This is a genomic window from Streptomyces sp. PH10-H1, from assembly GCF_030063355.1.
In the GTDB taxonomy this organism is placed as follows: Bacteria; Actinomycetota; Actinomycetes; order Streptomycetales; family Streptomycetaceae; genus Actinacidiphila.
The window spans coordinates 263,567-289,566 of record NZ_JASISZ010000002.1; the positions used below are offsets into that span (position 1 = coordinate 263,567).

27 protein-coding genes are annotated in these 26,000 nt (G+C 69.6%); 18 read left to right on the forward strand and 9 right to left on the reverse strand.

Annotation, left to right across the window (positions count from 1 at the left end; genetic code table 11):
- Positions 1–36: 36 nt before the first annotated feature.
- Positions 37–516, reverse strand: coding sequence for an Asp23/Gls24 family envelope stress response protein (locus QMK24_RS02475; protein WP_283463345.1), 480 nt, complete (start codon positions 514–516; stop codon positions 37–39).
- A 637-nt stretch (positions 517–1,153) separates the two neighbouring features.
- On the opposite strand from QMK24_RS02475, the gene QMK24_RS02480 reads away from it, so the two are divergent.
- Both QMK24_RS02480 and QMK24_RS02485 read left to right on the forward strand, forming a co-directional pair.
- Complete coding sequence (locus QMK24_RS02480) at positions 1,154–1,276, forward strand: hypothetical protein (protein ID WP_283463346.1); 123 nt, start codon at positions 1,154–1,156, stop codon at positions 1,274–1,276.
- 50 nt (positions 1,277–1,326) lie between these two features.
- Complete coding sequence (locus QMK24_RS02485) at positions 1,327–2,010, forward strand: restriction endonuclease (protein WP_283463347.1); 684 nt, start codon at positions 1,327–1,329, stop codon at positions 2,008–2,010.
- A gap of 149 nt (positions 2,011–2,159) precedes the next feature.
- Here QMK24_RS02485 and QMK24_RS02490 read toward each other — a convergent pair whose 3' ends face one another.
- The gene (locus tag QMK24_RS02490; RefSeq protein ID WP_283463348.1) at positions 2,160–2,390 is read right to left on the reverse strand and encodes a DUF397 domain-containing protein; all 231 of its coding nucleotides are present in this window, start codon (positions 2,388–2,390) and stop codon (positions 2,160–2,162) included.
- Positions 2,391–3,260 carry a helix-turn-helix domain-containing protein gene (locus QMK24_RS02495; protein WP_283463349.1) on the reverse strand — a complete coding sequence of 290 codons (870 nt, stop codon included), beginning with the start codon at positions 3,258–3,260 and terminating at the stop codon, positions 2,391–2,393.
- Between the two features lie 267 nt (positions 3,261–3,527).
- Between QMK24_RS02495 and QMK24_RS02500 the strand changes: the two genes are divergently transcribed.
- From QMK24_RS02500 to QMK24_RS02545, 10 genes are all read left to right on the forward strand, one after another.
- A complete protein-coding gene (locus QMK24_RS02500) occupies positions 3,528–4,025 on the forward strand; it encodes an ATP-binding protein (protein WP_283463350.1) in 498 nt (165 codons plus the stop codon).
- 237 nt (positions 4,026–4,262) lie between these two features.
- The gene (locus QMK24_RS02505) at positions 4,263–5,576 is read left to right on the forward strand and encodes a carboxyvinyltransferase (RefSeq protein ID WP_283463351.1); all 1,314 of its coding nucleotides are present in this window, start codon (positions 4,263–4,265) and stop codon (positions 5,574–5,576) included.
- Positions 5,573–6,811: a bifunctional UDP-sugar hydrolase/5'-nucleotidase gene (locus QMK24_RS02510; RefSeq protein ID WP_283463352.1), complete on the forward strand. Its 1,239-nt coding sequence runs from the start codon at positions 5,573–5,575 to the stop codon at positions 6,809–6,811. Before QMK24_RS02505 ends, QMK24_RS02510 begins: the two co-directional genes overlap by 4 nt.
- Positions 6,808–7,353 carry a dCTP deaminase gene (dcd, locus tag QMK24_RS02515; protein WP_283463353.1) on the forward strand — a complete coding sequence of 182 codons (546 nt, stop codon included), beginning with the start codon at positions 6,808–6,810 and terminating at the stop codon, positions 7,351–7,353. Before QMK24_RS02510 ends, dcd begins: the two co-directional genes overlap by 4 nt.
- Positions 7,350–7,886, forward strand: a complete 537-nt coding sequence (locus tag QMK24_RS02520; protein WP_283463354.1) for a dCTP deaminase — start codon at positions 7,350–7,352, stop codon at positions 7,884–7,886. The genes dcd and QMK24_RS02520 overlap by 4 nt, the downstream gene beginning before the upstream one ends.
- Positions 7,883–9,010, forward strand: coding sequence for a glycosyltransferase family 4 protein (locus QMK24_RS02525; RefSeq protein ID WP_283463355.1), 1,128 nt, complete (start codon positions 7,883–7,885; stop codon positions 9,008–9,010). The genes QMK24_RS02520 and QMK24_RS02525 overlap by 4 nt, the downstream gene beginning before the upstream one ends.
- A gap of 937 nt (positions 9,011–9,947) precedes the next feature.
- Positions 9,948–10,991 carry a serine hydrolase domain-containing protein gene (locus QMK24_RS02530; protein ID WP_283463357.1) on the forward strand — a complete coding sequence of 348 codons (1,044 nt, stop codon included), beginning with the start codon at positions 9,948–9,950 and terminating at the stop codon, positions 10,989–10,991.
- 220 nt (positions 10,992–11,211) lie between these two features.
- The gene (locus QMK24_RS02535; RefSeq protein WP_283463359.1) at positions 11,212–11,445 is read left to right on the forward strand and encodes a hypothetical protein; all 234 of its coding nucleotides are present in this window, start codon (positions 11,212–11,214) and stop codon (positions 11,443–11,445) included.
- Between the two features lie 29 nt (positions 11,446–11,474).
- Positions 11,475–11,666 carry a hypothetical protein gene (locus QMK24_RS02540; protein WP_283463360.1) on the forward strand — a complete coding sequence of 64 codons (192 nt, stop codon included), beginning with the start codon at positions 11,475–11,477 and terminating at the stop codon, positions 11,664–11,666.
- A 188-nt stretch (positions 11,667–11,854) separates the two neighbouring features.
- Entirely contained in the window at positions 11,855–12,124 is a 270-nt protein-coding gene (locus QMK24_RS02545) for a hypothetical protein (RefSeq protein WP_283463361.1), read from the forward strand.
- On the opposite strand, the gene QMK24_RS02550 is transcribed toward QMK24_RS02545, so the two are convergent.
- Genes QMK24_RS02550 through QMK24_RS02560 form a run of 3 tightly spaced genes read right to left on the reverse strand, consistent with a single transcriptional unit; the run spans position 12,079 to position 14,652 of the window.
- Complete coding sequence (locus QMK24_RS02550) at positions 12,079–13,212, reverse strand: TniQ family protein (RefSeq protein ID WP_283463362.1); 1,134 nt, start codon at positions 13,210–13,212, stop codon at positions 12,079–12,081. The two genes, QMK24_RS02545 and QMK24_RS02550, sit on opposite strands and share 46 nt — an antisense overlap.
- Positions 13,213–13,223: 11 nt before the next feature.
- Positions 13,224–14,390, reverse strand: a complete 1,167-nt coding sequence (locus tag QMK24_RS02555) for a TniQ family protein (protein ID WP_283463363.1) — start codon at positions 14,388–14,390, stop codon at positions 13,224–13,226.
- Positions 14,391–14,397: 7 nt separating this feature from the next.
- Positions 14,398–14,652, reverse strand: a complete 255-nt coding sequence (locus QMK24_RS02560; protein WP_283463365.1) for a helix-turn-helix domain-containing protein — start codon at positions 14,650–14,652, stop codon at positions 14,398–14,400.
- 181 nt (positions 14,653–14,833) lie between these two features.
- Here QMK24_RS02560 and QMK24_RS02565 point away from each other — a divergent pair, with 181 nt between their 5' ends.
- The 5 genes from QMK24_RS02565 (at position 14,834) to QMK24_RS02585 (ending at position 21,215) form a co-directional block, all read left to right on the forward strand.
- Complete coding sequence (locus tag QMK24_RS02565; protein ID WP_283463366.1) at positions 14,834–16,579, forward strand: TniQ family protein; 1,746 nt, start codon at positions 14,834–14,836, stop codon at positions 16,577–16,579.
- Positions 16,576–17,352 carry a TnsA-like heteromeric transposase endonuclease subunit gene (locus QMK24_RS02570; RefSeq protein ID WP_283463367.1) on the forward strand — a complete coding sequence of 259 codons (777 nt, stop codon included), beginning with the start codon at positions 16,576–16,578 and terminating at the stop codon, positions 17,350–17,352. Before QMK24_RS02565 ends, QMK24_RS02570 begins: the two co-directional genes overlap by 4 nt.
- On the forward strand, positions 17,349–19,511 hold the full coding sequence (locus QMK24_RS02575; RefSeq protein WP_283463369.1) for a TnsB C-terminal domain-containing protein: 2,163 nt from the start codon (positions 17,349–17,351) through the stop codon (positions 19,509–19,511). The genes QMK24_RS02570 and QMK24_RS02575 overlap by 4 nt, the downstream gene beginning before the upstream one ends.
- Before the next feature lies 1 nt (position 19,512).
- On the forward strand, positions 19,513–20,649 hold the full coding sequence (locus QMK24_RS02580) for a TniB family NTP-binding protein (protein WP_283463370.1): 1,137 nt from the start codon (positions 19,513–19,515) through the stop codon (positions 20,647–20,649).
- 143 nt (positions 20,650–20,792) lie between these two features.
- A complete protein-coding gene (locus tag QMK24_RS02585; protein ID WP_283463371.1) occupies positions 20,793–21,215 on the forward strand; it encodes a hypothetical protein in 423 nt (140 codons plus the stop codon).
- A 73-nt stretch (positions 21,216–21,288) separates the two neighbouring features.
- Here the strand turns inward: QMK24_RS02585 and QMK24_RS02590 are convergent, their stop codons facing one another.
- From QMK24_RS02590 to QMK24_RS02600, 3 genes are all read right to left on the reverse strand, one after another.
- Complete coding sequence (locus QMK24_RS02590; RefSeq protein WP_283463372.1) at positions 21,289–21,750, reverse strand: hypothetical protein; 462 nt, start codon at positions 21,748–21,750, stop codon at positions 21,289–21,291.
- 231 nt (positions 21,751–21,981) lie between these two features.
- Positions 21,982–22,635, reverse strand: coding sequence for a hypothetical protein (locus QMK24_RS02595; RefSeq protein WP_283463374.1), 654 nt, complete (start codon positions 22,633–22,635; stop codon positions 21,982–21,984).
- 29 nt (positions 22,636–22,664) lie between these two features.
- On the reverse strand, positions 22,665–24,263 hold the full coding sequence (locus QMK24_RS02600; RefSeq protein ID WP_283463375.1) for an IS1634 family transposase: 1,599 nt from the start codon (positions 24,261–24,263) through the stop codon (positions 22,665–22,667).
- A gap of 913 nt (positions 24,264–25,176) precedes the next feature.
- Between QMK24_RS02600 and QMK24_RS02605 the strand changes: the two genes are divergently transcribed.
- Positions 25,177–25,956 carry a site-specific integrase gene (locus QMK24_RS02605; RefSeq protein WP_283463376.1) on the forward strand — a complete coding sequence of 260 codons (780 nt, stop codon included), beginning with the start codon at positions 25,177–25,179 and terminating at the stop codon, positions 25,954–25,956.
- Positions 25,957–26,000 lie beyond the last annotated feature (44 nt).

The following is a 26,000-nucleotide window of genomic DNA, read 5'->3' on the forward strand; positions in this document are numbered from 1 at the left end:
CGGAATGGTATGTCCCCTGGTGGAGGGGACGGCTGACTACTGCACGCGTCCTTCGGTCGCCGTCTCGTCCTCGTCTTCGTCGGGCAGATGAACGTCGTTGACGGCGATGTTCACCTCGACGACTTCCAGACCCGTCATCCGTTCGACTGCTGCGATGACGTTCTCGCGGACCTCTGCCGCGAGATCGGCGATGGCGACCCCGTATTCCACGACGACCGCGAGGTCGATGGCGGTCTGGATCTCGCCGACCTCGACCTTGACCCCCTGGGTGACGCCCGCGCGTGCGCCGGGGACCATGCCGCGCACCGCGCCCATGGTGCGGGCGAAGCCACCGCCCAGAGCGTGGACACCTGGCACCTCCCGCGCCGCCATCCCCGCGATCTTCTCCACCACGCCGTCCGCGATGGTTGTCCTGCCCCGGGTCGCCGCAGCCGCGTCCGCTCCGGTCTTTCCCTGCAAGGTCGTCGCGCCAGAGGCGTGAGGTTCGCTCTTGGCTGCGCTGGTCGCCTCCGTCACGGGAAGCCACCTCCTCGATCAGGCGGGCCCACAGGGGCCCGCGAAGGTATCGGCCACACTCCTACTCCTACCCGCCCGGGCCCGCACCCGCTCGTTGAGGGTCCGATCGCGCCGGGCACTGGGTGTCGCTGTCATCGCAGGTTGCCTCTCCTCGAACCTCGATGCGAACCAGACCAGCGCACCGCGACGAAGGCCCAGGTGGCACCCGGCCAGCGCGAGGGCGGCCGCCAGCAGTGTGGTGAAAGGGAGAAGGCGGCTTGTGCGGCGGGCGAGGCATCACGGCGGCCAGAACGAGGAGGATCAGGGACGAGTGGTCGGCGGGCCTTCGTCACCATGGACGACAGGGCGGCAAGCAACTGGATGACGGCAGCCGACGCCGCAGGTGAACGTCGGTCGGCCGTGCGGCGGGGAGGGAGGATTTGCGTGCCCCGTGCCGGGCCGGAGATCCTTTGCGGGCAACTACCGGGCGGAGTGTCAGTGTCGCGTGGTGTGATGGTTGATTGACACGTGGACGTCAACTGCCTTGGGGGCGTATGTGGTTGCGGTCAGCGGTTACGAAAAGCAAGACGGCACGAAGGTCCAGGCCCATTCACGGTCGGCTCCGGGTTCGGGACGGCAGCTGACGATCTTAGGGATCGTGGTGATCCTGGTCTGGGGTGCTTCACAGGGCGGCATCAAATTCAGCGGTGAGATGGGCAACTCCCATGTGAAGCCGCTGCCCTCGGCGCCGGTGGTTCCCCGCGAGGGAGGCATGCGGTGACCGGCCGGCCGCCGCGCAGGGGGAGTGCGGTAGCCAGGAGGCGCCGGCCTGTGCGGCGCAGGCGTCACAAGACGGCCTTGTGGTGGGGGTTCGAGCCCGCGTCGGTCGTCGGCGGAGGGATCGTGTTCTTCCTGGCCTGCCTGTGGGTGGGCCAGTGGCTGTTCGAGCACGCGTGGGTGCTCGGCCTGGCCCTGGCCGTTGCCCTGTTCCTCTTCGCCCTCTGGCTTCAAAAGCGCCTGGACCGGGCCAAGTGGGCAGAAGCTCGGGCCCGGGGGCTGCGGATGCAACTGGATGAACTCGACAGCCTCCACCACCGCCAGTTCGAGACCGCCATACGCGACCTGATGCGCCGGGACGGTTTCAAGGCCGAGCAGATGGGCGGGGCCGGAGACGACGCCTGCGACGTCCGCGCGGTGGACGCCGACGGCCGTGTCTGGGCAATTCAGGCCAAACACCGGCGTGATGGGATGCGCGGATCGGCCACGGGAACCCCGGTGCTGCAGCAGGTCAAGGGAACGGCGGGGCCCGTCCACGGCGCCCAGTTCGCGGTGGTGATCACCAACGGCCGGTTCACCGCGAACGCGGTGGCCTGGGGCAAAACGCACGGCATTCACCTGGTCGACCGGCACAAGCTCGCCCAGTGGGCCGCGGGTTCCCAGCCGCTGTGGGAGGTGCTGGGCCGCATTTCGCCACCACGGCGTCTGCCCAATCGTCCCGGCTCCTTCGCGCCGTAGCGAGCGGGCTGCCGTACGTTTGGGCCCGCTTCAGGGCTGAGGTCACAGCGGTCTGGGAAGATGACAAAAGGCGGCGGCCGGCCCCACTACCGCGGGGGCCGGCCGCCGCTTTTTCGTACCTCAGACCGACAGGTTGCCGTTGTCTGCTGTCACACCAGGTGGTCGAAGGCCCCTGCCTTCGCACCGGAGATCATGGCCTTGATCTCGCTGCGGGTGTAGACCAGCGGGGTCTGTTCGGGCCGCTTGGAGTCGCGCACGGCGATCAGGTCGCCCTTCACGCCGAACTCCATGCAGTTGTCGTTGCCCCCGCTGAACGGGGACTTCTCCCAGGTGACACCGGAGAAGTCCATCTCGGCGGGGTCGGGCTTGGTGGCGCTCACTTACAGCTCCTTGATCATTTCGTTGATCCGGTTGCGGGTCTGGGGTGGGCCGAGGGCCCGTGCCCGCAGATGGTCGAAGACCTCGGTGTAGCGTTCCACATCCTCGGATCCCTCGAAGTACACCGAGTTGGTCAGATTCTCCACCCAGACCACGTCCGGGTTGGGCTCGGGGAAACCCATGAGCATGAACGATCCGTACAGTCCCGGATGGAATCCGGCGTCGAACGGCATCAGCTGCAAGGTGAGGTTCGGACGGTCGACGCTCAGCAGATGCTCCAGCTGTCCCCGCAGGACGCCCGGTGATCCGCTCATCCGCCGTATCGCGGCCTCGTCGATCACCGCCCACAGCTTGGGGGCGTCCTCACCCTCCAGCAGGGACTGCCGGTTCATCCGCACGTCCACCAGGTCGGCGACCTGCTTCGGGCTCAGGTCGACGCGCATCTCGCCGATGACCTGCCGCGCGTAGTCCGGGGTCTGCAGCAGGCCCGGCATCAGCAGCGGCTCGTAAGAGCGAAGCGTCGTGGCGCTCGATTCCAGCGTCAGGTAGCCGCCGTACTGGGTGGTGTTGATGACGGCGGAGTACTTCCGCCACCACGGCTTGCGCTGGGCCTGATCGGCCCTCACCAGGTCCAGGATGTCCTCGCGGATCACCGGGTCGGTGACCTCGTAACAGTCCAGCAGGGCCTTGACCAGGACGGGGGTCGTGCCCCGGTCGCCGTTCTCGATACGGCTCAGCGAGCCCTGGTTGACCTCGACCTTCTGGGCGACCTCGGTCAGCGTCAGGCCGGACTGCTCCCTCAACTGCGCCAGTCGCGCCGAGAGCTGACGGCGGTACACCGACTGGGGCACGGGCTTCTTCTTCCACGCCATGGCGTCAGTGTGGACCGCAACACCGGGTAGGACAACCGATCTGAGTAAAACTGGGTCAGGCATATTGCCTCAGACGGTTTTGCCGGAGCATGCTGATCCCCGGTAGCGAACAGTGATGAACCCATCGCTGTTCGTGTCATATGCCGATGCCTTGCGCCGACTGCCCGGGGACGGATCCGCCCTCGGGGGCCGACGTGCCGACCCACAGCGCGAGCCCGGCCGGTGATCTTGCGGTCGGCGGCCCGCCTGTCGACTGGGGAGCACGCGATGCACCAAGACCAGGCCCGTCCCGGGCTGGTGGAGCCGCCGCCGTCCGTGCCGCAGGCGGCCACCTGCGGTTTCTATCTGCTGCACCGTCCCGGCGGGTTAGTCCTGCACATGAGCGCCAGCGCCGAGCATCTGCACGAGATGCGGTCCGAGGTGTTCAAATCGGTTGCCTCCGCGGGGATAGGGGAGGACGTCGCGGAGGCGGCCCGGCTGGTGGCCAGCGAACTGGTCGGTAACGCGGTGCGGTTGTGCGGCCCGTGGACGCCGGTGATCGTCCAGGTCTCCCGTGGCGAGGGGCAGGTCCTGGTCCAGGTGCACGACCCCGAGCCCGCCGCGGTACCCAGCCGAGGCGAGAGGGCGCCGGACAACGCGGACGCGGAGACCGGCCGGGGACTGTGGATCCTCGATGCGCTCGCCCCGGGCTGGACGGTGGAGTCCACCCCGGTCGGCAAGCAGATCACCTGCGCGCTGACCTGCAAGGACCTCACCGCCGCCTGAACTTAGCTGGTCTTCCGGTACGGGAAGCCGCCGTCCTTGGCGATGTGTGCCCCGTGCCGGGGCCGCTCGGCCGTTTCCCGTGGGACCGCCGGGCGGCAGACACCCCCTCGAGAGGGGGTGGTGTCCCTCGCGGCCTGGCCGCTGCCGCACCGACGTGCCGGCGGCCGGGCCGCCCCTTGTCAGCACAGCACGACCGGCACCGACCACCCGCATCCGTGCACCGCCTGGAGGCTGTTGATGTCCCTCGCCCCGACACCGTTGACCGGCGTCGATGCCGTCACCGTCCGCCCCGGCCGCCCGCTGGCCGGCACCGTGCGGGTGGACGGCTCGAAGAACGCGGCCCTGCCGCTGCTGGCCGCCGCCGCGGCTCTTGGCCGCAGCGTCCACTTGACCGGCGTCCCGGCCAGCGCGGATGTGCAGCACATGCTGGCCCTGATCCAGCACAGCGGCTACCGCGTCGCCCACCCGGTCGCGGAGCCCACCACGGTCATCGTTCTGCCCCACCGCTCGGGCACCGCCGTGCCCGAGCTGCCGCAGGCTGCCCGCATCCGGGCCTCGTACTACCTTGTGCCGCCGCTGCTGGCCGCCTTCGGGCAGGCCGAACTGCCCTGGCCGGGCGGCTGCCAGGTCGGCGACCGTGGCATGGACCAGCACTTCACGGTCTATGAGGCGTTCGGTGACACCGTCCACGTCGCCGACACCGGATACCGCGTTCGGGCCGGCACCCCCCGGGCCAAGGTCGCCCTGCACCTGCCCTTCCGGTCGCGCGGCGCGAGCATCGCCGCGATCCTGCGCACGGTCGTCGCGGGCTGCCGCCTGGAGCTGGCCAATCCGAACCTGTCGCCGGAGACCACCGGCGTGCTGGCCGCCCTGCGCGAGGCCGGGTGGGACGCTCACGCCAGTGCGGAGAGGCTGACCCTCGCGCCGCCGCCGGGTGATGCGGCCGCCGCCGTGTCGTGGACGGTGCCCGGTGACAAGATCGAGGCAGGCACGCTGGCCTGCGCGATCGCGGCCACCGGCGGGTCGGGCCGCATCGAGGGCGTGAACGGGCCGGACGTGCGGGCCCTGGCCGACTGCCTTCAGTGGCTCGGCGTTCCGGTCACCCTCACCCCCGACGCCGTCACCGTCCACCCGGCTGCGCAGGTCAGCGGGCGCCCGCTGCGGGCGATTGCCTCGCTGGCGCCGGACGGCCTGGACGCCGACTTCGAACCGCCGCTGATGGCTCTGGCCCTCGGGCTGCCGGGAACCCACCTGTTCGCCGACGCCATCAATCCCGGCCGCCACGGCAACCTGCTGCCCCAACTTGCCCGCCTCGGCGCCGAGATCGAGGAACTGGCGCCCACCCAGTGCCGTCTGACCGGGCCCCAGCGCCTGACCGGGACCGCGGTGAAGGCCACGGACATCCGCACCGGCTCCGCGCTACTTGTCGCCGCACTGACCGCCCGCGGCACCACGGCCGTGACGGGCCTGGGCCAGCTGCGGCGGGGACACGCAGACCTGCCCGCCAAGCTCCGCACGCTGGGCGCCGACATCACCGAGGGCGCCCGATGACGGCCCGGGTGCTGGAGCGGATCGTGGCGACCACCGACGTCCACTCCGCCCTCGACCAGGTCGGCCCGATGCTCGCCCACCTCCACCAGGCCCGGGCCACGTCGCTGGTGGTGGACTGCGGGGACTTCTTCGAGGGCACCGGCTACTACCGGCTCGGCGGCGGCACCATCGAACGCCAGATCCTGCTGTCGCTCTACGACGTCCTGGCCCCCGGCAATCACGGCTGGACCCACCACTTTGAGGCGGGCCTGCGCGAGAAGACCGTGTGCGCGAACGCCGTCGACGACGCCACCGGAAAGCCGCTGTTCCGCCGCCTGCACCTGGCGGAGATCGGCGGCCGCAAGGTCGCGGTCACCGCTGTGATCGGCCCGGGGGCTTTCAACGCCATCCCCTTCGGCCAGCGGGCCGGACACCGCGTCACCGACCCCGTCCGCGCGCTGGTCGAACTCCTGCTGGAACACCACCACGAGGCCGACGCCTGGATCCTGCTGTCGCACTCCGGCTTCGAGGAGGACCTGCACCTTGCCGACGCCTGCCCGTTCCTGGATGTCATCTTCGCCGGCCACTGCCACAGCGACTACTACGCGCCCGAGCCGGTCGGCAACACCCTCGTGGTCAAGGGCCGCGAACTGGGCGCCGGGTACGCGCTCACCGAGCCGGTCGGCTCCGGCTGGGCCGCCCACACCTGCCTCTTCCCCACCGCCGGCCAGGCCCCCGAAGAGTTGAAGGCCATCACACGGCAGATCGACCTGCTGCGCGAACGCCTCAACACCCCGCTCGGCCACGTCACCGACCGCTGGCGGGGCACCGTTCCCGGCCGCCGGGAATTGCTGGCCGAGGTCGCTGCCCGACTGCACACCGGGCTCGGCGCCGCCGCGGTGATCCTCAACGAGACGACCCTTCGGCCCACGCAATATCCGCTGGGGGAGGTATTGCACCTGGCCGATCTGCTGGCCATCGAGCCGTTCGGCAACCAACTCCTCCACGCACCCCTGCCCGAGGCCGACGCCGGCGACCTGCCCGGCCTGCTGGCCCGCCTCACCGAGCGGGCCGGCCCGCTGGTCACCGCCCCCGATCCGCTGCCCGCCGGCATCCGCACCGTGCTGACCACCGACTACCTCGCGGAAGCCTTCCTGGGAGGCCGTACCCATCAGGCCGGGATCCCCCTCGGCCAGGCCGTCCGGCACGTCCTGGCCGACCCCCTTCCCGACAGCGACGAAGGAGAGCCGCGATGATCCTCACCGGCCCCGAGATCACCGCCGCCGCGACCGACGGCCGGCTGCGGATCACCCCGTTCGAGCCCGGCCAGGTCAACCCCAACAGCTACAACGTCCGCCTCGGCCCGACGCTGCTGACCTACACCGAGCCGGTCATCGACGCCCACCAACCCAACCCCACCACGGCCCATCCGATCGGCGAAGACGGCTTCGTCCTGCAGCCCGGAGAGCTCTACCTCGGCCACACCCTGGAAGAAGTCGGCTCCGACACCTTCGTGCCGCTGCTGTTCGGCCGCTCCTCCGTCGGCCGGCTCGGCCTGTTCGTCGAAATCACCGCCCCCATCGGCGACATCGGCTTCCACGGCCAATGGACCCTGATGCTCTCCCCCATCCGACCGCTGCGGGTCTACGCGGGCATGAAGATCGGCCAGATCATGTTCTTCGTCTCCACCGGCCCCGTCGACCTCTACGCGGGCAAATACCAGGCCGCCCTGGGCCCCCAGCCCTCCGGCTACTGGCAGGACCTGCCCCAGGTCCAGCTCGGGGCGGTGGCCTCGTGATCCTCACCCAGGCCGCCATCGCCGCCGCCGTCGCCGCAGGCGAGATCACCATCGACCCCTACGACCCCGAACAACTGTCCCCAAACGCCTACGACTGGCGGCTCGGCGAGACCTTACGCACCTGCGACGGCGAACTGGATGCCGCCCAACCCACCACCTTCACCGAAACCACCATCCCCAACGAGGGAGTGCAGCTGCAGCCCGGCACGCTCTACCTCGGCGTCACCCTGGAGCGGACGGGATCGGAGACGTACGCACAGATGCTCAACGGCAACCGCACCACCGGCTCCCTGGGCATCTGGGTCCACGTCTCCGCCCCGCTCGGCCACGTCGGACACGCGATCCGCTGGACGCTGGAAATCCGCGCCGCCAAACCCGTGCGGGTCTACCCGGGCATGACGCTGGGCAAGCTGGTCTTCCTGACGACTTTCGGCCGCCGGGCCAGCTACCAGAGGCACGGGCTCAAATACATGGACAGCGACGGCATCGACATGTCCCGCCTGTACGAGGAGATCCCCGGAGGCACCCGGTGAGCCCCCTGATCAGCCCCGTGCCCGGCCCGCTCGTGGCCACCGCCCTGGACCTGCCCGCCGGCAGCCCCGGCGGCAGCGTCGAACTCTTCCTCGACCTCTACACCGGCCCCGAACCGCTCCTGCCCGCAGCCGCGTTCATGCTCACCCCCACCGGACCCGGCCCCCGCCCCCGCACCCGGGCCGGGCTGGACCTGTTGAGCGTCAGCGGGAAGTGCCTGAAGGGCCCCGCCTTCGGCCGGTACGTCACCGCCCTCCGCAAGGCCCTGACCGTGGCGATCGACCCGCACCAGATCGGCGTCCTGCACCTGCAGCACCTCGCCTTCGGCGCCACCCCGGCCCTGATCCGGGCCCTGCCCGCCCACCCCAGGATCGCCCTGGTCCACGGCACCGACCTGATCTTCGCCGAAGCCCACCGCGACCAGATGCAGATCCTGCGCGAGAGCGCGCGGGCCGCCGACGCCATCGTGGTCCCCACCGGCGCGATGGCCGACCACCTTCTGCGACTGGCTCCGCACACCGACCGCCGCAAGATCGAGACGATCCCGTGGGGCATCCCCGATCACCTGCTGGCCAGCCCCCCGCCCAGGCCGGCCCGCACCCACGCCAGTCATCTGCGGCTGCTGTACGCCGGGCGGCTGACCGCCGAGAAGGGAGGAGAAGCCCTGGTCAAGGGCCTGGCCCGAGCTCCGGGCGTCGAGCTGAGCATCGCGGCCCCCCGCGCCCAGTTCCACGCGTTGGCGCCGCTGCTGAAGCGGGCCGGCGTGCACGCCCGCTACCTCGGCTGGCTCCGCCGCCCGCAGCTGTGGAAAACCTTCGCCGACCACGACGTACTCGTCATGCCCTCCACCACCCTGGAAGCGATGGGCCTGGTCGCACTGGAAGCCCAAGCCTGCGGCCTGCCCGTCCTCTACCAGCCCGTACCCGGCCTGCGCGATGCCCTCGCGGCCTCCGCCATGGCCACCGACTTCACCAACACCGCCGCCCTGGCCCGTGACCTGGAACGTTTGCGAGCCTCACCCAGCCTGCTGCCCGCGATACGGGCAGCCGGACTGGCCAACGCCGCCCGCTACCCGCTGACCGCAACCGCCGAGGCTCTGGCCGGACTCGGCCGCCGGCTCGCCTGACCGATGACGCAAGCTGTCAGCCGTCAAGGCGTCCGGTGGGGAGTGTGCGGGTGCGCCCGCGGCCTGGAGGTTGCCATGACAGTAGCCGCGGGCGCACCCAGGCCCTTCTACCCAGGACGGTGCCCTGTACGCGGTCGTGGCGGGTTGTACAGAGGCATTGCGGGCACCCGCCCCCGCGCCGGGGCGGGTGCCGGGTCCGTGCCACAGCCAGGACTCGGCTGTTGTCCCAACCAGGCCCCGGCCCTGTGGCATCTCCGCCGGATGACCGGGTCACCCGAAAGCGCGTCATCAAACGTCCACCGCGGCACGGGGATGCGCCCAGCGGCGCACTGAGCGGCGGCCGAGCCCGCCGAGCCAGGGGACAGCGCGGGGCCGTTAGAGCGACCAGGGCCCGGGGCGGTTGGCTGGCCACACGGCTGGTGACGGAACACCCGGCCCGGGCACTACCTCTTCTGATCTGTGCTCTTCGCGGCAGGCTTCTCCTCCCGGCACTCCGGCGACAGTTTATGCAACGCTGCCTGCACCAGAAGATCACCCAGTGGCGGTGAACCGGCCTCCCAGCCGCTTCGCTCCCCCAAGCCTGCGGCCAAGTCCCCTTTGGGGACGGCCCATTACGCTGCCGTCCCGTCGCCTGGCCCGGTATCCGGGCTGTCACCGGGGAGAGCAGGTTTCAGGCCCTGCACCATCGCGCCACGCGAACGGATCGAGGCGATCGCCTCGGCCAGCTGATCGCACAGCAACCTGCCTGCATCCGCAGGCACGGCCGCTTCTGCGGCCGAACCCTGGACGTTCCCACTGCTGCCCTGGCTCACCCTCATGGCGTGCCCCGAAAACCTCGCTTTATGAGGACCACCCGGTTCGACGACGCGCCACTGCCGGACCGGAGCTGGCCACGTCACTACGCTGACGGGCGGGACACACGGCGAACAGGGAGACCATGACGCACCAGCCCGACCGCATCGAACAGCTGCTGCACGAAGGGGTGCGCGACAAGGTCTACCCCGGTGCGGTGTGGGCCGTGGGCGACGCCGACGGTACCCGCATCAGCGGCACCACCGGTGTCCTCGACCCCGACGAGCCCGGCCTTCCCATGCGCCGCGACACCGTCTTCGACGTCGCCAGCCTCACCAAGATCCTTGCCGTGTGGGCGTCCATCGGGGCCCTGTGGGAAGACGGCAAGCTGCCCCTGGACACCGCGCTGGGCACCCTGTGGCCGGAGGTCGAGGGCCGCCCGCTGGGCCAGGTCACCGCCCACCAGCTGCTGACCCACACCGCCGGTGTCCCGCTGCGGGCCAACCTGAAGAACCTCTACGGCACCGACCCGCAGGACATCCGCGACGGCGTCCTGCGCGAGGAACTGCACCGCCCGCCCGGCCAGGCCGTGGAATACACCGACCGGGCCGCCCTCATCCTCGGCTACCTCGCCGAACACCTCTCCGGCCAAAGGCTCGACCAGCTCGCCCATCGGCGGACCTGGCAGCCGCTCGGCATGACCGACACCCGCTTCGGCCCCCTGACCGCCGACATCGCGGCCCGCTGTGCCCCCACCGAGCTCGACCAGGACACCGACACCCACCTCAAAGGCACCGCCCACGACTTCTCCGCCCGCCTCCTCGGCGGCGTGTGCGGCATCGCCGGCGCCTTCTCCGTCCTCGACGACCTCACCCGCTTCCTGCGGTACATGCTCGACCGCACCACCGCACCAAGCCGGGCCGGGTTCGGGCCGGCCTGGGTGAAGGAGTCCTTGAGCGTCCACACCGGAGCCATGGAGCCCGCCCGGGGCCTGTTCTGGCACCCCGCCCCCGGCACCGACCCTGAGAGCCGCGTCTACGTGCACTACGGCTTCACCGGCACCGGCCTGTGGATCTCACCCAAACAGGGGACCTGGGCCGTGCTGCTGACCAACAAGCTCTACTACACCCGCGACCGCCAGCCCCTGACGGATATCCGCAACCAGTTCCGCGAGCTGGCGTTCACCTGATACCGAAGACGGACCAGCAGGAACCGAGGCCGCCACGGCGCCGGCCAGGAAGGGGCACGACGTTGATCTGGGACGAACACCGCCGCAAGGGGCCCGTCGCGCTCGGCGCGCAAGGTCCGGGCTGCCTCGGACCCTACGGCCGGTGGCCCGATGACGAAGAAGATCAGATGGAGCCGGCGGCCGAGCCCGCCTCCATTTCGGCGCCACGCGAGGCCAGCCGGTGAGCGGGGCCCTGTGGCGGCAGACCCTCACCGCCCTGACCACCGGAGCGGGCCCGGAGGGAAGTGACCGCGAACAGGTCCTCGCCCAGGCAGCCGCCGACCTCGCGCTCCAGGACGACGACGCGGCGAGCCCCGCCGACGTGCAGAGCCGCGCCCTCAAGGAATTCGGTGTCCTGCTCGGCGAGAACCAAGCCCGCACCGCACTGCACGGCCGCCGACGCCACCGCGGGTGACCTCAGCGGCGCTGACGCGTTAGACCGCCATGACCACGATGACGTTCCGGCCCGTGCCGGTCGTCGGCGGCACCACCGGAGGGACGGTTCGGCTCCCGGTGGACGAGCCGATCTTCGCCGAGCTGGCGGGCCGCTGGGCGGCGGCCGGGCGCCTGGTGCCCGGCCAGGACGACCGGGAATGGACCGCGTTGGCATCCCGCTGCCCGTGGCCCGTCCGATAGACCAGCGTGGTGCGGTCGCCTTCACCCCTCGTACCGCACCACGCTGCACCGGCCGGCAGCCCCGGAAGCCTGCCCGGCCACCCGGGGCTGCCGGACCGGCCGGTTCGTGGTTGGGCCCCGCCCTGGCCCGGCAGCCTCACCCGAACGAGCGACCCGTCCCCACGCGCCCGGGCGGGTAGCTACCAGTGATGGAGACCCACCACAGCACCGTGCCGGCATCCGTGCGCGAGACGATCGACGGCATCGTCGCGGCCGTCCGCACAGGAGACGACGCCCGCATCCGGGCCCTGATCGAACGCCTCACCCCCGACGCGGACGTCCCGGCACTCCTGTTGTTGCACGGCCGCCTCAACGAAGACCTGACCGGGCGGCCGGCTCCCGCCTGCGACACTGACCAGGGCGCCGGAGGCGATCAGGTGGTGGGGGTCGACGCCACCTTGCGTACGCAGGCCTCGTAGGCGCGGATGCCGATCGCACGACGAGCGAGCTGTTCGTACCGGGGGCTGACCTGAACCCAGTCGGTGCGGTCGAAGGCGAAGGACCGCTCGCGCCGCTGCGGCCCGTCGCAGGGGAGTACGGAAGCGAGAACGGCTGACGGGTCCGGCGATGTCACCATGAGGTGAGCGATTCGTACGCCCGCGGCCATCAAGAGTGGGTCGAACGGCGCTCGTGCCCCCCACACCCCGTAGATGTAGGCGTGGGGAAGCCCGTCCCGTCTCGTTGTGAACTCGTTGAAGCGGCTGCACACGGCGGGGTCGGCGTCCTTCAGATGCTCCAGACGTCCGAAGCGCAGGGCAACGGCCATCATCGTGCGCACGTCGATGAGGGCCTGCCGGGCAGCGGCGCCGCATCGGGTCGGCGCGTCGAGGAGATTGTTCACGTACTGCTGTGCGGCAGACACGCGGGTGTCCTCGACGGCGACCGCATGGGCTGTGCCCAGATCGGCGCCGCACCGGCGGGTGTAGCCCTCCGTATGGCCCGGGTGGCGGCGAGTGGGGCGGGACCCGGCCGGTATCGGCGCAGTGCAGCCGGATGTGAGAGGGCCGCGGCTGGGTGCGACGGCGTTCTGGCACGCCGGGCAGACGCCTGCCAGATAGCAGTGGTGCCGGGGGCACGTGAACGTCCACGGCAGGTGCCAGGCGATCGACCACCGCCCCTGCTCGCGCACGCACGTGGGGCAGTAGGTGATGAACTGGCGGTAGACGAACTGTCCGGACAGCATCCCCTGCGGGGACACGGGCCTCAGCTCGTCCGGGGGCGGGACGTCCGCCCTCAGGGCGGCGGGCTGGTAGCGCCGCAGGGTGAGGCTAAGGGAGGCGGCCCGCTGGATGCCGGTGGCGGCCTGGATGCGGGCGGCGGTGGCGTCCGAGATCCAGTGGGTCAGGTTCTGCAGGCGTAGACCGGTGGAAGGGCCGGCGGCCATCAGCCCAAGGGCAGTGGCGGTGCGCGAGCGGGTGAGGCCGAGTGCGGCGGTGTTGTGGTCGACCCAGCTGAGCAGGGCCTCGTCCGGCAGCGGCAGTTCGACCAGCGCCATACGGCGGGGCATCGCGACGCTCATCAGCGCTCGCCCAGATCTGTGGCGAAGGTCGTGGTGCGCGAGCGCCGCTTGGGGGGCGGGGCGTGGCCGGAGCCGGAGTAATCGGCCACGTCCATGACGGCCTTGATCCGGGCGGTGGTGTGACGCGTGACCAAGAACAAAGGACGCACGTTCCACGCCTTGCGCAGCGCGATGATCGCGGCCGAATGGGGATCACGGGACAGACCCGCCACCGTGTCGGCCACTGCGAGGGGATCCTCGGCGAAGACGATGCGAGCGGCTGTGCGGATCACGGCCGTCTGGACCAGCACAGGCGGGGTCCGCAGCTCCGAGGCCGTGAAACGGCGTCCGGCCGCACCGTCGTGGGTCCGGCAGAAGGCCGCGAATGCCTCGCGTACCACGGTGTCGGCACCACTGAGGTCCTCCGGGTGCGCGGTGAAAAGTGCGAGGCAGGCCATCGCCCACAGGTCCTGGAAAAGGCCGAACGACTCCGCGTGCCCCTCCGCGGGGGCGTGCAGAGCGTCCCAGAGCCGCTGCTGCAGCGCGAGGAGTTCGTCGTCCTGCGCAGGGACAGCGGGCAGCTCTCGCAGCCGGGCACCGCATTGACGCTGGCGCATGCCGTTCACCAGAGGCGGGTAGTGAGGTGCGCCGTGTAATGGGTTGGTGCCGTGTGCGGTGAACGCCCGGCCACAGACGGGGCAAGCGCCGACGAGATAACAGCGATGGGTGAGGCAGACGAAGACCCAGGGCAGCTGCCAGGCCAGCAGCCAGCGCCCGCCGGATTCGTCCACACAACGCGGGCATAGCCGCAGCGCGTTCGGGTCAATCCACCACTTCAACAGTGAGGTCCTGCTCGTCTCCTTCACCCACTGCGGGCCGAACGGGTACAGCGCGGTACCGCGAAAGCGGTGCCAGAGCATGTTGGTCACCTGGAGCTCGGTGAGTGCCGCTGCCGCCCGCATCCTGGCGACCTTCGCGGCATGGGGGTAATACAGCGCTGAGCCCGTCCCCAGCGCATGGCGGGACTCGTCGCCCGCCAGGACGCCGGTGATCTGCGCGGTCCGCAGACGGGGAAGACCGCCGTGCTCGGCGGACATGATGTTCAGCCAGCTCAGCAGGGCTTCCCCCGGCAAGGGCTCGACGACCAGCGCGAGGCGTCTGGGCAGCCCGAGGTCCAGTCGGCTCACCGGCGTTCTACGCGGTGACCGGCTGGCCGGCATTGTCGGGCAGCAGTTCGTGCACGGAGACGCCGAGCCCGTCGGCGATGGCGTACAAGCGGTCCACCGAGACGCTGTGCCGGGCGCTTTCCACCTCCGCGTAGAAGGAGCGGTCCAGCCCGCAGGCCTTGGCGGCAGCCGTCTGCGTCAGCCCTGCCCGCATGCGCACTTCGCGCACACGGTGCCCGAAGGCGATGCGGCGCTCGGCGGCGAGGTCACTGGTAGTCGGCACAGGAAAACGGTAGTGCATCAATGTGTAGGGTATATCCTACATTGCGGCCTGGGGAGGCCGCTGAGCTGTGCGTTTACGGGGGTGGGGTGTGTCCGCAGTTGAGTCCCTCCGGTTCTTGGCGCCCTCAGCCGTTGCGCTCACGGACCGCGTAGCCGCCCTGACGGTCAGGAGCGGTCCGCATGTGCTGCCCGCCGGGCCGCGACGGATGGCCCTGGTGCTCCTGCCGGAGGAGGGCGAGGCGCTCGCCTCGTGGGTGGACCGGCTGGCCGCCGATCACCTGGTGCCGCCCGGAGTGATCGGCCAGGCACTCGGGCTGCAGGCCCGGACCACCATCGGGGCCGAATTCCATCCAGTGTTCTACGGCATCGTCCCCACCCCCGTGACGCTGGCCCATATCCGTCAGGCGACCGGGATCCGCCCCACGGGGGTCCAGGCGATGCACCTGTCCCGCTACGCGGGCACGGCCCTGGACCTGAGCGGCATCGACATCGCGGACGAGCGGTCGGTGAACGTGATCAACCGGCAGGGGTGGGCCCTGTTGTCCGCGTCGCGGGCCTGCCCGCCGTGCCTGGCTGAGAGCGGGGGCGTGTGGCAGCTGGCCTGGCGGCTGGGGTCGGTGGCCGTGTGCCCCGTGCACCGGGTGCGGCTGGTAGAGGTGTGCCCGCGGTGCGGGATCCGGCTGCGGCAGGGGCTGCGCAGCCGGCCGCGCGGCCTGTCAAAGCGGTTTCGCACCGATCCCGTGCTCTGCGGCAACTTCCATGGGGGAACCCGCTGCACGCAAGACGTCCGCGATCTTCCCGCCGACCTGCTGCCGTCGGCGCTCGCCGCCTGGCAGAGCCACATCCTGAACGTCGCCAACGGGCAGACGGCCCGGATCGGCGGCCAGGCGGTGAGCGCATGGGAGTGGTTCACCGCCCTGTCCTCGCTGGCCGCCCTGATCCGCTTCGCCGCTCCGCTCTGCCCGCTGGTGGACGATCTGGCGGTGCCCGAGAGTGCCCGCCGGGAACTGGCCACTGCGACGCGCCAGCGGTCGCAGGGCGGCTTCGCCTCCGCCCTGCGCACGATGCCCCCGAGCACGGAGTTGACCATCGCGGTGCTGGCCGCCGTCGAGCCGATCCTCTCCGCGGCCAGCCCAGATGCTGTCGCGGCGGCCATGGAGGCGTGGGTGAAGGCGGCCGTGGCCCGCCGCCGGAAGGTCAAGCACAATCCGCTGCGGCACCTTCCCCTGCCCGGTCCGCTGGCCTGGGCGTACGAGCAGGCGATCCCGCCGCTGTCCCGGGTCGCCGGAAGGGTCCGCACCGTCACCGTCCCCACCGCGCTGGGCCTTGATCACATCCCGCAACTGCTGGACGAGGGCGACTACGCCGATCTCGTCGCCGCACACCTGCCGGGCACCGCGCCGGCCAGCGGACGGCGCCTGGCCGCTCTGGCCCTGGCCCGCCTGGCCGGCGCGGGAAGCTGGGCGGCTGCCGCCCGCGCCCTGGAGATGGACGCCCACCGGGCCGCCCGGGTCTCGGACGTGGTCGTGCGCCGCATCACCGACACCGACACGTTCTGGCAGGCGATCGCCCAGGCCGCACAGCGGCTGCTGCAGCGCGGTCCGGTCGACTACGCCCACCGGCGCCGCGCCCTGGCCCACCTTCACAAGATCCCGCACCTCGTGCTGTTCGCCGCCTACCGCCCCCTGGGCCTGCCCGTCACACCCCGCCGCCAGCGCAACGCGGCGATCTGGGTGTGGACCGCCCTGACCGGCGGCGACGCCCGTGACGCCCCCGCCTACGCCGCCGACAGCCGCGCGAACACCGAATCGGTAGCCGAGAACTGGCGCCGCTTCCGCACCCGCCTACCGCCGTCCGTCGCCACCGCCCTCCTCGCGTACGGCACGGACCTTCTCGCCCGACACCCCTACCAAGGAGCCGACTTGTGAGCCCTCCGTCTGCCCGTACGCGCCCCCTGCGCCGGATCGTCCCGTCGGCGCCGCGGCCACGGCTGACCGTCACCAGCCTCGATGCCGCCACCGGAGCACCGGTCACCCGCACGCTGGGCCAGGCAGGCGAGGTGGCGTTCGAGCACTGCCCGCCGATCCGCCGCATCCCGCACTACATCGGGCAGAAGCACACCCCCGGCTGGTTCTGGTCCGCCACCACCGGCACGCTGCTGGGCTACGAGAGCTATCTGGAGTCGCAGTGGCTGACGCTGTACGACTTCGACAAGGACATCGTCGGCATCTCCACCCAGTCACTGATCCTCGACGGGGTCGGCGTCGGCGAGGTGTGGGAACACACCCCGGACATCTTCTGCCGCCGCTCCGATGGCACCGCGCTGCTGGTCGACGTCAAAAATCCCCGCCTCCTGGACCACCCCGACGTCCTCGTACAGGCGAGACGCACCCGTGAGGCGTGCGAGGAACTCGGCTGGGACTACCACCTGGTGGGCGACGTCGACACGCAGCGGTTCGCCAACATCTCCTGGCTCGCCGGCTACCGCCGTCCCCTGTACGCCGGGGCCGATCTCGCCGACCGGCTGATCGCCCTGGCCGAGCGGCCGGTGGGCGCCGGGCAGCTGCTCAGCTTCATGGACGAGCCGGACCTCGCCTTCCCCGTGCTGTGCCACCTGCTGTGGCACCACCGCCTGCTCTGCAGCCTCGATGCGCCCCTGCGGGCCTCCACCACCGTGACCGCCGCGAAGGACCTCTCATGACGACCGCCCCCCGGCCCCCGGCCGCCGCCCGCCTGAAGCTGAGCGACTGGATCGAATGGGAGGACGAGCGCCACCAGGTGATCGGTTTCCTCGACACCGCCGTACGGCTGCGCTCCCAGGGCGGCTCCTTCCAGATCGTCCTGACCGCTGAACTGCTCGCCGACCCCACCTTCCGCACCGCCGCTGCCGCCGCCAGCCCCGAGAGCCCCGCGCGGGAGAACGAGGTGACCCTCAGCCCCGGCGCCCTCCTGGACGGCCTGCCGGACACGGAGATCGAACGCGTCACTGAACTCGAGGGCCATCTGCTGGAAGCCACCACCGGCTACCGGTCCCTGGCAGCGCAGGCCGAAGGCGCCGACCCGCACCCCGACTTTCACCCCGACCTTCCCCTGCGCAAGCGCATCGCCCGCAAGGCCCAGGAACTGGGCATGACCGACCGGCGGTTGTGGGACGTGCTCGGCGCATGGCGGGCGGAGGGGCTGTGGGGCCTGGTCGACCGGCGCAAACACAAGGTGTCCAACCCGCTCTCCGGTGTCGACGCCAGGATCATCGAGGCGATCCTGGACCAGCACACCGCCGAGATCGAGGACTCCACCGGCACCCTCGACCGCTTCCACCGGCGCGTACAGAACCGCCTGAACGCCAAGCACGGCGACGGCACCGTGCGACTGCCCTCCCGGGCGACCTTCCACCGCTACACCCAGCTCCTGCTCAAAGGCCGGCACACCTTCGGCGCCTCCACCACCCGCCGCACCACCGCCCAGCAACCCGACCGGCTCTTCGGACACCTCATCGCCCACCGGCCCGGTGAGGTCGTCCTGATGGACTCCACCCCGCTCGACATCCGCGCCTGGGACCCGGCCACCGACACCACCCACGGCGTCGAACTCACCGTCGCTCTCGACCTGGCCACCCGCTCGCTGCTGTCCTGGCGGATCACCCCCGAGGCCACCAAGGCCGTCGACGTCGGTCTGCTGCTGATCGATGCCATGACACCCGAGCCGATGCGGCCCGGCTGGGCCGACCGACTGCGCTACCAGATGGCCCGCATCCCGCTGCCCCGCAAACTCGACTACCACCAGCGCCTCGCCGACGGTGCCGCCCGCCCCGTGGTCTTCCCCGAAACCCTGATCATCGACCACGGCAAGCAATTCGACTCCGACGTCGTCCACCGCGCCTGCACTCGGCTCGGCATCAACCTGCAACTGGGCCGCAAAGGAAAACCGACCGACAAACCGCAGGTCGAGGCCGTGTTTGCCACGATCAACAATCAGTTCAGCAAGCACGTCGCCGGCTACAAGGGCAACGACGTCGTCCACCGCGGCAAGAACGTCGAGCAGAGTGCCCGCTGGTCGATCCCCGACCTCGAAGACTTCTTCGCCGAATACGTCGTCTCCGTCTACCAGCGCCGCCACCACGACGGTCTGGTCATGCCCGGCTTCCCCGACCTGCGGCTCTCCCCGAACGAGGCGTACGCCCTGGCCGTGACCCGCAGCGGCTACGTCGCCTGCCCGACCGATCCCGAGTTGTACTACGAGCTGCTGCCGATCCAGTGGCGCACCATCCAGCCCTACGGCGTCGAGTACCAGTACCTCACCTACGACGCGGACATCCTCTACCGCTACCGGAAATCCACCTCCCCCTACCCCGGCGGCAAGTGGCCCATCCGGATCGACCCCCGCAACGTGCTCCACGCCTATTTCCAGGACCCCGTCGACGGCACCTGGCACGTGCTGCGCTGGACCCACGCCGCCAACGACCACGTGCCGTTCACCGACGTCACCTTGCGCGAGGCCATTCGCCTGGTCACCGTCCGCCGCGGCAACCCGGACAACCAGGACGAAGTCGCCGACGCCCTGCGCGAGTTGCAGAACCGCACCGACGCCCCCGAAGCCTGGACCACCACCGACCGCCGCCGACGTGTCCGCGACGCCGAACGCGCCCGCACCGTCACCCGCGATCAGCACCGCGCTGCCGAGGCCGCCCAGGAAGCCGGCGCCTCTCGCCTGGACAGTCTTCCCTCGCTCAAGGCCGTCCCCGATGTCGAGGTTGACGACGACACCGACGATGAGGCGCCCACCCGGCCGCACCGCTTCGACCTCGGCGACCTCGGAACCCTGCCCGTCTGGTCACCTGGCGACGAGACGCAGGAAGGCTGACGTGATCCACCCCGGATTCTCCGAGCCCCGCACGAAAGAGGAATGGCGGGCCTATCTGGCCGCTATCGCTCACCCGCCGCGGATGCCCGCCATGCCGGCCTGGGCCGCCTACCAGGCCATGGACGATGCCGAACGGGAGATCTTCAACGAGGCCCGCGACGACTACCACTCCGCTTTCATCATCCTGCGCACCCCGCCGATGGACCGGATCCACGCGCAGATCACCAAGAAGCTCAAGCTCAACAAGGGTGCCCCGGCCGGAGCGCGACCGGGCATCGTCATCGACGGCCCGCCCACGGTCGGCAAGTCCACCCTGGTCAAGACCTTCGCCGCCGACTACGAGATGGGACTGCGCCGCAAATATCCCGAACGCTTCGACCCCGTGGGCCCCGACTACATCCCCGTCGTCTACATCAGCGTCCCGGCCGGAGCCACCCCCAAGATGCTCTCCGCCGCCATCGCCGAGTACATGAACCTGGAACTCCCCCGTGCCGGCGCCACCAGCACCGAGATCACGACCCTGGTCCTCAAGGCCCTGCGAAAGTGCGGCACCCAGCTGTTCATCATCGACGACATCCACTTCCTCGACGTCTCCGTCAAGGACGGCCGCCTGGCCAACGACCACCTGAAGAACCTCGCCAACTTCTGCGCGGCCACCTTCGTCTACACCGGTGTCGAAGTCCTCAAGTCCGGTCTTTTCCTCGAAGGCCGCAGCCCCATAGGTTCGCTGCCCGCGCACACCAGCGACGGACACACGGAACGCGCCACCCAGACCTCCGGCCGTTTCACCCTGTTCCAGTTGGACCGCTTCAAAATCGACACCCTCGAAGCGGCCCGGGAATGGGCCCTCGTGATCAAGTCCATGGAGGAAGAGCTCGGCCTGTTCAAGCACAAGCCCGGCAGCCTTGACTGGGAGTACCTCCACGATCGCACCGGCGGCAGCATCAACAGCCTCTCGATCCTGATCCGGGAAGCAGCCCTTGACGCGGTGGCCACCGGCAGCGAACGCATCACCAAGAAGATCATGAACCAGATCGTGCTGCCCCGCGCCAGCGAAGAGTCCTACCGCAACAAGCGCAAGCGCCGCCGGAACCCGCCGCCGACCCAGACGGCAGAAGGCGAGGCCGAGGCCATCTGACCTCCGCCCGCACGAAAACTGCGCAGGGGCCGCAGGCCCCGGCCCCTGCGCAGTGCCGGAGCCGGGGGCCGGGGCTGTGGACGGCCGTCAGGCGCCGCAGGAACGGCGGGGAGGAGGCATCCTCGCGCGGCATGGAGAAGCCCGTGAGTGACCAGCCCGCCCCTGACCTGATGGCGATCTGCGACATATGCATGCAGCCGGTCGGGGACGGCGACGGGCACGTATGGGCCGACCAGGAGGACGCGAACACCGCGTTCTACAACGCGGACGACGGCCACAGCCCGCTCGACTTCCTGGGACTGACCACACGGGCGGACCTCGTCGCCTGGCGCACGACACACACCATCTGCGGCCTGTCCGACTACGCCTACAAGATCGAGGTCGAGCGGATCCGCACATGGTCGGCGTTCCTGCACTGGTCCGCGCATCTGGCCGACAAGAAGTGGAACGCCGCCACCGACTGGCAGCTGTTCATCCTGCGCGCGCTGGAACCGAAGCTCGGCGCGGTCAGCGGGCTGCGGCCCGTGCGCCCGCAGGACCTGGACTTCGACGGCATCGGCGCCTGAGCGCAAGCGGCCCTGTCGCCGCCCTCCGGCGCCGTACGGTCTCGCCGTCCCCCAGAAGTCAGCGACCCGAGTGTCACGACGAGACGTTGTCGCCTCCGTTGAGGTGACTGCGTGCAGCAACGGTGAACGCGTCAACCGCCTGCAGCATGCGGTACCGGGCAGGAACAACGGGTTGACGTCCCTCAGCCAGGGCTGTCAGCACGCCTCCAGGGCCGTTGCCTGAGCGCGCGTCACCACGTACCAGGTCGGTGTGGTGGACAACGCTCTGAGCGAGTTCGGCGATGCGCTCGGGACCCTCAAGGAAGACCACGGAGGCAGCGGCACGTACGGGCGCGACCGGGACATCGGCACGGACGCGAGCGGCACGCTGGTTGACCTCCTGCTCGCGGCTCTCGTCGCTGAAGACCGTGGTTCCCACCTGACTCCGCGCCTCGCGGAGGCACACGCCCCAATCCGTATGATTGATGTACGTGTTCGCCGCCGTGAGCAAGGCGGCGTACGCCTCGCGCTGGTGCTGGCGACGCACCGCAGCCACAGGCCCTTGATAAGCACCGCGGCCCTGGACTCGGCCGGCCGCGTACGCAGCCACAGAGGCGAACAGGGCCACTGGGGTGGATATGAGAGCTGCTAACACAGAGGAGTCCATGGGAGGCGATACTGCCGTAGGCGAATCGCCTAGGAGCCGCATTCCCACAGATCCGGACCCCCACAGCAAGGCACGATTCCGACATCGAGACGCGTCGCGATCGAGCCCGCCCCCTACCGCCTAACTATCGCGATCACGCGCATCGGCGGTAGAGATGGCCACATCCATCCGGCCGTCGCCGCGGCTGCGGACGCTGGTGGTGATCCTGGTCGGCCTTCCGGGAGCGCTGTCCGGGCCGACCAGCTGGGCATCCGACCGTACGTCGATCTCCATATGCGCCACGACGTCGTACTCCGTGCTGATGTCGATCGGCTCGAAGGCATCTGCGGCCAGGACCTCGGCCTGCACAATCCTCCCGGAACCCACGTGAATGCCCACCCGCGGCTGGAACTTGGCATCTGACACCCAACCCAGCGTGACGTTCGGAAGCCTCAGCGTGGTGCCGGCCCGAATCACCAAGGGGAACTGGACACTGTCCTGATCATCCCGAAGCCATGCCTTACCAGTGATGTTCAGCGACGGCGGGACGGTGATGAGGAGGCGCCGGACATGAGCAAAACCGTACCGGGGCAGCATCCGGGCCTTCCACTTGATCCGCTTCCACCGCATACCGCTGGGCTCTAACCAGACCGTGTACCCGATCAGGGAGACGTCCTGGCGCCCGACGTTGACCACCGATGTCGAGACCACCCAGTCACGCCCGAGGCGCTCTCGCAGCGCAAGGACTTGCACCCGACCGCCGGTGAGTCGGTGACTCCATATCTGCCAGGTCACCCCTAGCCGGTGACTTCGCACATGGGGTTTTAGGTCTCCAGCCAGCGGGGCCGGGTTTCGTCGATGCCGAGGAGTTCGAGCAGGTGTGCTTGGACTCCTCGGCTGACGAGGATGACGGGTGGGTCGGTGGCGGTGCCGGGGCGGAGCATGAGGCCGTCGAGGTGGTAGAGGATCATGCGGCCGGTGGGGCGGACCTTGCGGTTGTCGGGGTAGAGGCCGGCCATGGTCTGCTCGGGGCCCAGAGCCTGGCGGACCTGGCGTTCAATCAGGCAGTAGACCAGCAGGGCGAGGCAGATCACGGTGATCAAGGCCGTGATGCGGCGGTTGTGCTCCAGGAACAGGGGCGCGACGGCCAGGGGTCCTTTGAAGTCGCCGTAGCGGCGTTCGATCACTCCCTGGCCTTTGTAGCGCCGGAAGACCTCGGCCGTGTCGGCCTGCTCCGGAGTCAGAGCGGTGACCAGGCAGTACCAGCCGTCGGCGGCGGCTTCGGCGGCCAGGACGTCCTCGTCGAAGTGCCAGGCCAGAGTGGGTTTCCCGTCGGGGCCGGCGGTGACGGTGGTACGCAGGCAGCTGGCGACCCGGCGGGACTTGGTGATCACCCCGATCCGGGCCTGGACCTTCTCGGCGGTGGTGTAGTACCGGCCGCCGGCCGAGTTCTGCAGTTTCTCCAGATCGTCGGTGGCTCTGGCCAGACGCTTGGCGCGTGCTTTGCGCTGGCCCTCCGCGTTGCCGGTGGAGTGGACCAGGATCCGGCGCAGGTGGTGGACCGGGTCGCGCTTGCGTGGTCCTGCCATGGCGTGGACGTCTTCCAGGACCCGGTAGGACTCGCGCTGGTCGGCGGGGGTCTCCCGCTCGCGGTCGCGGTCGTTGACGTAGTCGACCAGCTCGGCGGCCCCGAGGTCGGCAGTGGCGTAGAAGCCTGCTTTGACCTGGGCCGCGGGTATGGGGGCGACGAATCCGACCTGGGCGTCAAGCAGGGCGGTGATATTCGGGTAGGACACCAGTTTGGAGTCCGCGACGAGCAGGAAGTCCTTGCGGTCGGCGATCTTCCGCAGGGCCTTCATCGCGCCGACGACCTGGGCGACCTCGCCCGCTCCGCCGTCGTAGGCACGGTGGAAGACGGGGATGCCGCCGTCGCGGGTGACGGCCAGTCCGGCCTGGACCTGCTTCAGGTCGACCCGCCGGTCCTTGGGGTGACCGTATCTGACCTGCGCGTACTCCTCTTCCTGGTCCGGGTAGGCGCCGAACATGGAGATCGACGTCATGTCCCAGTGGATCTGAGCGGTATCGATGCCGAACTCCGCGATGGCCCGCGCGCCGACCGAGCCGGTGATCTCCTCCAGGTGCGGGGCGATCGCGTCCAGAGCGCGGGCGATACGGTCGTCGTTGAGCAGGTCCGGCTCGATGCCGAAGACCTCCTCGACAGCCCACTTCCGCGCCCAGTCCTCCACCCGCACCATCGAGGTCGGCGAGGACAGCCGGTTGGCGATCAGCGCCTCGACGACCTGCCCGTGCGTCAGATGAGCCACCTCACGGACAGGACACAGCTCGTCGATGATCCCGGCCACGTCCAGCCGGCGCAGAAACTCGGCAGAGGCAGGCAGAGCGCCCAGACGCCTCTCCACCACAGGCGCCAACTCCACCGACATGCGGGGGCGCTGGACCCGGGAACGACGCGAACGAGATATCGGCACGTCCAGAACAACGACCCGCACTGATCGAAGTACCGGCCAACTCATCAGTTCATCCGATTCAGCTATGTGCGGAGGATCGGCCTAGCGCGCCGGTGGCCGCACCAAATACCGCAAGCACAGCAGTCCAACTCATGGTTAGCGAACGTATAGACAGGATCGACAACACACCAGATGGCCTCCCGCTATCGCGCTGGCAACTCCACCGCTGATCCTGCCCACCAGCACCTCGGCCGACCGCATGCATTCGCATGCGCGCTGAAGCATTGCCTGAGACGAACGGTGGGATCGCGCCTGAAGTGGAAACTTCAGCACCCAGGTCAGGCCTACTGTCTGCTGAAGGAACGGATGGTGCCCGACAGCGGTTGTGTCGGACCGCACCGAAGATTTCAGTCGGCAGGGCTGTGACCAGGGCATTGAAATCTTTCGTGCGGTGGTCTGGGTCATGGTCGGCGCACTGAACACTTCAGTAGCCGCCGTCGCAGCCGAACCTCCGGTGCGCTGACCAGCGCTGACGTCCACTTAAGTTCCCCTCACTGAAATCTTTCGTGCGCTACTGAAGTCTTCGGTGCGGTCCGACAGGTTGCGGCGTGTTAACTAAACTGACTTGAGAGTTTTCGCAGGTCAGAGCCCTATCTGCTAGCTTCCCGTCATGGTTGACTCAAGAGGTCCCGGAAGGGATCTGAAAAGCCTTGCCCTGCCCGAGATCGGACAGTTATTCGAGACAGGTAACCCCTGGGAGCCCTACCAACTGCTCGACCAACATGGCGTCTTGGTCGAGCCGGCTGCGAGGTACTTTACGGAGCTCCAGGCTGCGAGTAGGCGCGCAACGACGATCAGGTCCTACGGCATGGACCTGCTTCGGTGGTGGCGCTTTCTATGGGCCCTAGACGTCGAGTGGAACCAAGCCTGCCGGGCTGACGCGCGCGACTTCGCCCGATGGATGCAGATAGCCGACAAGCCGGTGCGGGTGCACTGGCGGCACCGCGGCAAACCAGCCGTGGCCCTGCCGGCGAAGCCCAGGACGCTGGCCAAGCCGACGCCAGGCACACCGAACCCCGTCACCGGGAAGCCGACTCAGAGCACGAAGTACGCAGCCAGAACCCGTGCCCATTGCGAGACGGTTCTGCGGGCCTTCTACGACTTCCACCTGGACGAGGGCACTGGCCCGATCATCAACCCTTTCCCTCTGGACCGGTCACGCCACGGGCGCCGGGCCAACGCTCACCACAGCCCGAAGGGCGCTTTCAAGGACGAGCGAAAGGGCCGGTACCGGCCCACGATCCCCAAACGCATCCCCCGGCGCGTTCCCGATGAGCTTTTCAACCAGCTATTCGCACAGCTGAAGTACAACCGCGACCGGGCGCTCGTCGCCTTCTGGATCTCTACCGGAGCACGTGCCGAGGAACTCCTGACCAACCTGCAACGCGATCCTTCGCCGGGCGAGCAGGTCATCGGCGTGGTCCGCAAGGGCACACGTGATTACCAGCAACTACCGGCCTCAGCAGATGCGTTCGTATGGCTGCGGCTCTACCAGCAAGAGACCTGCCTCGTTGTTTCACCGCGTTGGTCGGCTGAGTCTGTGCCCGTGATGTCGCTTTCGCCGGTCCCCGTGGGTGGTGTCGGGTAGGGCTGCGCGTCGGCTGTCGTGCCGGGGACGCTGGGTTCCACGGT